General features: G+C 52.5%; 3 protein-coding genes. 2 read left to right on the forward strand and 1 reads right to left on the reverse strand.

Going from position 1 to position 8,567, the window contains the following annotated elements; all coding sequences use genetic code 11:
• The first annotated feature begins 286 nt into the window (after positions 1 to 286).
• Together OB13_RS08845 and pbpC are read left to right on the forward strand one after the other, a co-directional pair.
• Positions 287 to 5,722, forward strand: a complete 5,436-nt coding sequence (locus OB13_RS08845; protein ID WP_461489800.1) for an alpha-2-macroglobulin family protein — start codon at positions 287 to 289, stop codon at positions 5,720 to 5,722.
• 260 nt (positions 5,723 to 5,982) lie between these two features.
• Complete coding sequence (pbpC, locus tag OB13_RS08850; RefSeq protein ID WP_461489801.1) at positions 5,983 to 8,331, forward strand: penicillin-binding protein 1C; 2,349 nt, start codon at positions 5,983 to 5,985, stop codon at positions 8,329 to 8,331.
• 19 nt (positions 8,332 to 8,350) lie between these two features.
• On the opposite strand, the gene OB13_RS08855 is transcribed toward pbpC, so the two are convergent.
• A partial coding sequence (locus OB13_RS08855; protein ID WP_461489802.1) for a hypothetical protein occupies positions 8,351 to 8,567 on the reverse strand: 217 nt, incomplete at its 5' end.

An 8,567-nucleotide genomic window follows, 5' to 3' on the forward strand; every position in this document is an offset into this window, starting at 1 on the left:
CACGCTTAGCAGCTTACAGAAGTCATTGTGGATTAAATTTTTAATAGTCTGTGGTATGGCTATACCTATCCTAAGGCGGGCAAGCTTAGACTTGGAATTTAACGGGCAGCTGTACCTGACTATAAAGCCAGTGGCTATCATTTAAATCAAACTACTTCTCCAGGAAAATTGGAAGTAGTCTGGCCACTATAAACAGCATACTTAGCCGTAGAAACTAATATTAGTACTCCCAGCATACATTATAGAAAACAACCAATCATTCAACTGCCCTTCTTCTGCTCCTACTATGAATGTAAGACAAGCCACCCCCGCCCCGCTTCACCACCTGCTCAGGTTCAGTTTATTCCTGTTTATACTTGGTATGGTAAGCTGCCGCGGCAACAGCGATGAACTACGGCTGAAAAGCAAAAACTTCGAACAGGAGATTGCCCGGGAGCAAAACCTGGTGTTCACGTTCGATAAAGACCTAGTGGGAGACTCGCTGCTCAACACCTGGGACACGATACCCTACCTGACCATCACGCCGAAGGTGGCCGGTAAATATAAATGGACAGCGCCCAACGAATTGGTTTTCTCACCGGACAAGCCCTTTGCCCCCACCACCGACTACAAAGCCGAGCTAACCGAAAACCTCCTTCGGCATGCCACCACCAGGTATAAACTGCCCGCCGGGCAAGGCTTCACGTTCCATACGCCCTACCTCAGGCTGCAACAGGTAAAAAGCTATTGGGTCGCCAACGAAAATAGTCCAAACCAACTGGAGGCTAGCCTGCAACTGGATTTTAACTACCCGGTGCTGTTTCAGGAATTACGGGAGCATTTAAAAGTGTATGCCGGCACGAAAGAACTGCCAATAGAGCTAACCAGCGGCAACCGCGACAACGTTACCATCCGGGTAAAGAACGTGGAGGGGCAATCGGAGAAGGAGGTTCCGCTACGGTTGCATATTGGCAAAGGCCTGAGCGTAGCCGGCAGCGCCCGCCAAACCGACCATACCATCGAGCGGGACGTCTTACTACCCAGCCGCCAGCGCATGATGGTATCGGAAGTGATTACTGCATTTGAAGAAGGCCAGGAGCGGATTTATATTCTAACCACACAGCCCGTTACCAACAGTAGTTTAGGCGAACTGATCAGCATAAGCCCACGGCGGGAGTTTACTGTGGAGCGCCTGCAGAACGGATTGGTACTGAAAGGCAACTTCAACCAGAGCAGCACCTATACCCTCACCCTCTCCGGCGATCTGGCAGGTATGGCAGGCAAGCCAATGGGCCAACCCTACCGGCACAGCGTCACCTTTGCTAATACAGAACCCGGCATCAGATTTGCCAGTGGCAAGAGCATATACCTGAGCAGCCAGGGCGCTCGCAACATCGCTCTGAACCTGAACCAGGTGCCGCGCATCAAGGTGAGCATCAGCAAGGTATACGAAAACAACATCCTGCACTACCTGCGTGAGGGCAAAATGTACGATGGCTACTACGACGAGGAATCCGAAGAATACTACTCCAGTTCCTACTATGATGTGAACGAGAACAACGGCAACAAGCTTTTCGAGCGCGAATACACTACCGAAAGTCTCCGCAAGCAAGGCAGCTCCTACCTGCTCAACCTCAACCTGAACGACCTTGACTTCGACAGCCAGTTCAAAGGCCTGTATGTGATCACCGTGGCCAGCACCGACAAAAACTGGCTGAAGGCTTCCAAGATCGTGTCGGTTTCGGATATCGGCCTGATCGCCAAACAGGGCCAAGACGAAGTGGTGGTTTTTGCCAACTCTATCCGTGAGGCGACTACCCTGGAGGGCGTAGAGATCCGTTTTATCAGCACCAACAACCAGGTAGTACACAAAGCCACCACCGATAAAGAGGGCGTGGCCCGGTTTAGCAACATGGGCAAAGCCGCCCCGGACTTTAAGATGGGCATGATCACCGCCCGCAATGGCGACGACTTCAATTACATGCCCTACAGCCAGACACAAGTAAATACTTCGCGTTTCGAGGTGGGCGGTAAGCGCCTAAACGACCTGAACTACGATGCCTTCATTTACGGCGACCGTGACCTCTACCGCCCCAGTGATACCATTCATGTCAACACCGTCGTGCGCACTCCGGATTGGAAAACAGTGGCCGGATTACCCATCAAAGTAAAACTGTTGCTGCCAAACGGCAAAGAGTACCGCAGCACCAAAGGCAAACTCAACAACCAGGGCGCCAGTGAAACCAGCTTTATACTGAACGGGGCCGCCGTGACGGGCACCTATACCTTAGAAGTATACTCGGGCAACGATGTGCTGTTGAACGCGAAGAAGATTGGCGTTGAAGAGTTTATGCCAGACCGCCTGAAGGTGACGGCTGTATTGAACAAAAGCACTTACAACGCCGGCGAAAACCTTATCCTCAACCTGACAGCCCAAAACCTGTTCGGCCCACCTGCTGCCAACCGCAGCTACGAAGCCCAGCTCAGCCTGAAAAAGCAGGCTTTCGAAGCCAAACGCTACCCCGACTATACCTTCGATATCCATACCTCTGGCTCAATCGACATCCAGACCTGTACCCGCCAGGGGCAGACAGACGCGCAGGGCAAAGGGCAGGAAATATTTGAACTGGAGAATTTCCGGGATATTGGCTTGCTGGAGGGTTCGCTTTATACAACGGTGTTTGATGAAACAGGGCGGCCTGTCAATCGCCTCAACAAGTTTGACGTGAGCACGCAGGAAGCCTTCTTCGGCATCAAAAATTTTGATGATTACGTGAGCACCCGCCGCGCGATGAATATTCCGCTGGTTGCCCTGGACCGTAACGGCAGTCCTGTTTCTTCCACCGCCAGGGTGCAGCTGGTGCGCTATACCTACGAGTCGGTGATTGAGCGCTACAGCGACGAATACAACTACAAATCGCAGCGCAAGGAGCAGGTGCTGATCAGCAAAGACATGAACATACCGGAGTTTGGGGCGGTGTTCAACTTCACGCCTGTTTCCTCCGGACAGTATGAAATACGCATCATGCGGCCGGGTGCCTACAACTATGTGGCGCAGGAGTTCTATGCCTACGGTTGGGGTGATACCGAAAGCACTTCCTTTGCCGTCAACACCGAAGGTGAAGTAGACATCTCGCTGGATAAAGTAAAGTATGAAGTAGGCGACCAGGCCAAAATTTTGTTCAAGTCTCCATTTGCCGGGAAGATCCTGGTAACGGTGGAGCAGAACAACGTACTGAGTTACTATTACCTCAAAACAGACAAAAAAGCCGCCTCACTTACCCTGCCGATCAAGGACGAGCACCTGCCAACCGCCTACATCACCGCCGTTGCCCTGCGCCAGGTGAAAGACAACCAAATGCCGCTGACCATTGCCCGTGGCTTTAAGCCGCTAACTGTAACCAAGAAGAGTACGCAGTTGGATGTAGCCATATTGGCACCGGAGGCGTCCCGCTCTTACAGGGTGCAGCAGGTAAAGGTAAAAACTGCTCCCAATGCGGAAGTGACATTGGCGGTGGTCGACGAAGGCATCCTACAGATCAAGGATTACCAGACACCCGACCCCCACGGTTTTTTCTACCAGAAGCGCGCGCTCGAAGTGGAGGGCTACGACCTGTACCCTTACCTGTTCCCCGAATTAGGTGCCCGGTCCAGCACAGGCGGCGACGGGTATGATCTGGCCAAGCGTATCAATCCGCTTACTAATAAACGGGTGAAGCTGGTGTCGCTGTGGAGTGGGCAGTTAAAAGCGAACAGCAACGGCGAGGCCTCGGTGCGGGTGCGTATACCGGAGTTCTCGGGAGCGGTTCGCATCATGGCCGTGGCGTACAAGGACAATGCCTTTGGCTCTTCTGAAAAGATGATGCGGGTTTCCGAACCTGTCGTGATCAGCACGGCGCTTCCACGCTTTGTCAGCCCGCGCGACACCATCCTGGTGCCGGTCACGCTCAGCAACACTACCGCCAATAAAGCCATGGCAACCAGCACCATCTCGGTGACGGGTCCTTTGCGGGTAGTGGGCGAAACCCGAAAATCAGCAGGTATCAATCCGAACGCCGAGGCGCAGGTTATTTACAAGCTGGTCGCTACGCCTGCCATTGGTCAGGCAACGGTGAAGGTGGTGGTCAATGCCTTGAACGAGGCTTTTGCCAGCAATACTGATATTACCGTTCGCCCCATCGCGCCGCTGACCAAAGTAACCGAGGCCGGAAGCGTTAAAGACGGCGCCACAGCCGACATCAAACTGGCTAGCGACTTTATACCTTCGTCGGTGTCGGCCAGGCTGGTGGTGAGCCGCTCGCCGCTGGCGCAGTTTACTGATGACATCACGTTTTTGCTGCGCTACCCGCACGGCTGCCTGGAGCAGACGACCTCCACCGCTTTCCCGCTTTTATACTATACCGACCTGGCCCGCTCCCTGAACCAGGACCAGAAGAGCCGCACCTTTAACCCGAATTACCTGGTGCAGGAGGCCATTACCAAAATCGAGCTGATGCAGCAGTACGATGGTGGCTTTACCTACTGGCCCGGCGCTACCGACACCGACTGGTGGAGCAGCACCTATGCCACGCACTTTTTGCTGGAGGCCAGGAAAGCCGGCTTCCCGGTCACGCAGGAGGTGCTGGACAAGGCCCTGCGCTACCTGCAGCAAAAGGTAAAAGGCAAGGCCATAGAAGAGTACCGTTACTACAATGCCAGCCGACAGGTGCAGAGCAAGTACATCGCTGCCCGGGAAACCACTTACTCGCTGTATGTGCTCAGCATTGCCGGTAAGGTCGATTGGTCTACCATGAACTACTACAAAGCCAAGCCGGAATTGCTGTCGATTGATGCGCGTTACCTGCTAGCCAGTACCTACGCCCTGAACGGCAGCCGCGAAAGCTTCAACCAGCTCCTGCCCCGCTCCTTCTCCGGCGAGACCTCGGTGCGGGCACTCGGTGGCAGTTTCTACTCGCCGATCCGCGACATGGCGATCTCGCTGAACGGCTTGGTAGAAGCTGATCCGGATAACCCGCAGATTGGCACGCTGGCAAGGCATTTATCGGATGAACTGCGCTCCAAGCGCTGGTTCAACACCCAGGAACGCGCTTTTGCCCTGATGGCGTTAGGCAAGCTTTCGAGCAGGAACCAGGGTAACCAAACAGCGCAGGTATACCAGAACGGTAAGCAGATCGGCACGTTCACCGGTAACGACCTGACGCTAACCAGCAACATCGGCAGCGGCCCGATCAGCCTACGCAGCAAAGGAAACGGTACTTTATACTATTTCTGGGAGCTAGAAGGTATCAGCCAAAGCGGCGATGTAAAGCGTGAAGATAATTACCTGCAAGTGCGCAAAACTTTCTTCGACCGGAATGGCAAAGAGATCACGAACAACACCTTCCGGCAAAACGACCTGGTGGTGGTGCGGGTAGAACTGCAGTCGCTGGATGGCAGAAGCATACCTAACGTCGCCATCACCGACATGCTGCCAGCCGGCTTCGAGATAGAGAACCCGCGCCTGATGACAGCCCGCGAGTTCAGCTGGATTGAAGCACAGAAACCTTCTACCCCGGATTACATTGATATCCGCGACGACAGGATCAACCTCTACGCCACCGCAAAACCAAAGGAACAATATTTCTTTTACCAGGTAAGAGCAGTGTCGAAGGGTACGTTTCAGCTAGGGCCGATAGGTGCAGATGCGATGTATAATGCGGAGTATCATAGTTATTCGGGGGGAGGAAGTATTACTGTTAAATAGTGTTGTCATTTCGAATGCAATGAGAAATCTGAATTATTTAAGGTCATGAAAAATCAAGGTTGAAAATCCTGAGCAGCGGGCAACTGTCCCCTTGAGGGGACTACAGGGGTGTTTACACCTGCTGGGAAAATACATGTAAATTAAAGATTGGTATTTTACCTCCAATACTAACACCCCTCTTGCTCCCCTCAAGGGGAGAATTTGCCAGACTGAATCTGCCCTGCTTCAAAGGGGTAAAAAACACGTGAGAAAAAGCTTATATGCCAACACAAAAACCAAAGTATAAACCAAGCCAGCGGCTGCTAAGGTATAGCAAGTCCTTGCCAGGCTATACCTTATACTTTGTGCTTGTACTGTGCCTTACCTTCATCCTGCTTAATTCCCTCTACCCGCTCAAAGTAAACATCTCCTACTCCCCCGTAATCACCGCCTCAGACGGCAGCGTGATCAATGCCTTTCTGAGCCGGGACGATAAGTGGCGGATGCAGCTGGAGCCCGACGAAATAAGCCCGGTGCTAAAACAGGCGTTACTGCTGAAAGAAGACAAATACTTTTACTACCACCCGGGTATTAACCCATTTGCCATTAGCAGAGCCTTTGCCAACAACATCCTCCAAAATAAGAAAACCTCCGGCGCCTCTACCATTACCATGCAGGTGGCCCGGTTGCTATATCCGCAACAACGCACCTACGCCAACAAGCTTTATGAGATGTTCCGGGTGTTGCAGCTGGAGTGGTATTACAGCAAAGACGAGATCCTGCAGCTATACCTGAACCTGGTGCCTTTTGGCGGGAACATAGAAGGAGTCAAGGCGGCCTCTGTTTTATACTTTCAGCAGTCGCCCAGGCAGCTGAACCTGGCCCAGGCCGTCACGCTGACGGTTATTCCGAACAAACCCTCTTCGCTGCGCATAGGTGAGCAGAACGAGCGGATCGTGGCGTTCCGGAATAAGTGGTTACACTACTACCAGGAGCAAGAGGCCTTTCCGGCCTCAGAAATTGAGGATGCTTTGCTGGAGCCCTTGGAAGCACGCCGGCAGGAGGCGCCTAAAGTAGCGCCGCACTTTGCCTACCGCATGTACCGCAGGTATAAAAATCAGCCTATCATCAAAACCAACCTGAACCGGCAGGTGCAGGAAAAAGTGGAGCAGCTCGCCTACAACTACATGCAGCGGCTGCGCTACCAAAACATCCACAATGCGGCGGTGCTGGTCATCAACAACCAAACCAGGGCTGTAGAGGCCTACCTGGGCTCTGCCGATTTTAATGATGTTGCGCACCACGGGCAGGTAGATGGCATTCGGGCGGTTCGCTCGCCGGGCAGCACCCTGAAGCCATTCCTCTACGCCACCGCTTTTGATAAAGGCCTGCTCACGCCTAAATCCGTCATTACCGATGTCCCTGTAGACTATGCCGGGTATCGTCCGCAAAACTACTTTGGCAACTACAACGGCAACGTCACCATAGAACAGGCACTGGCTACTTCGCTGAACGTGCCAGCCGTGAAGGTACTCGACCAGCTGGGCGTGCATACCTTTGTGCAGAAGCTGAAGCAGGCCGAGTTTTCTCAGATGAAGCACATGGGCAACCAACTCGGCCTTTCACTGATTTTAGGTGGATGTGATGTGAAACTAGAAGAATTGACCTTGCTTTATTCCGCCTTTGCCAACCAGGGAAGGTATAGTCCGATACGCTGGCTACAACAGGACACTACTCAAGAAGAAATGCAGCTGCTTTCGCCTGCATCGGCTTATATGATGAGCCAGATTCTGACGCAACTCACGCGCCCCGACCTGCCGCACAATGCTCATAACAGCCCTAATTTGCCCAAGATTGCCTGGAAAACTGGGACCTCTTATGGCCGCAAAGATGCCTGGAGCATCGGCTACAACAAAAAGTACACGGTGGGTGTGTGGGTCGGCAATTTCTCCGGCGAGGGCGTGCCAGAACTGAACGGCACCGACTCGGCCACTCCCCTGCTTTTCGACATCTTCAACAGCATCGATTATAACTCTTCCGACGGGTGGTTTCAGCAACCCAAAGGCATCGGTTTGAGAGCAGTGTGCGCCGAAAGCGGCAACCCTGCTAACAGCTTCTGCAAAAACCAGGTGCTGGATACCTTTATACCTGGCATTTCCTCTACCCAAAAGTGCAGCCACCTGAAAAGTATTGCTGTTTCTGAGGATCACAGGTATAGCTATTGCACCAGTTGCCTGCCAGCTTCAGGTTTTGTACAACAGCTCTACCCGAACCACGCGCCGGAACTCATCACCTTTTACGATTCCGAAAAAATACCTTACCAGCAGATCCCGGCGCATAACCCCACCTGTAGCCGCATTTTTAAAGAGCATGCGCCGGTTATCACCTCTCCTGCGGCAGGCATGGAATACTTACTCGAGCAGGAAGAGCGCCAGCAACTGATGCTGCACTGCAACGCCCACAACGAGGTAAAGCAGATATACTGGTATATTAATGATAAATTTTTACGCGCCACAGCCTCCAACGAGAAGGTGTTCTTCGAGCCACAGAGGGCCGGTAGGTATAAGATTTCCTGTACCGACGACCAGGGCCGGAATACGGACACTTATATATCAGTGAAGTTTTTGTAAGGCACAGCTTTTCACATAGCTATTTGGAGTGAACAACCTCCACAACTTGCCAGTCCCTTTCTCCCTTCTGTAATACATAGATTTTCTCCCGGTCCTTCCTGACCGCATTTCTACCAATTGAGCTATAAGACACAATAGCAGTCTTCCTATCCCTGCTAAACAAAGGATAAGTAACGCTTCCTATTTCTTTGTTCAGGATTCTTTTGATTTCTGAGTTTATGAATTTAATATCCTGT

The sequence above is a fragment of the Pontibacter sp. HJ8 genome, from assembly GCF_054824225.1.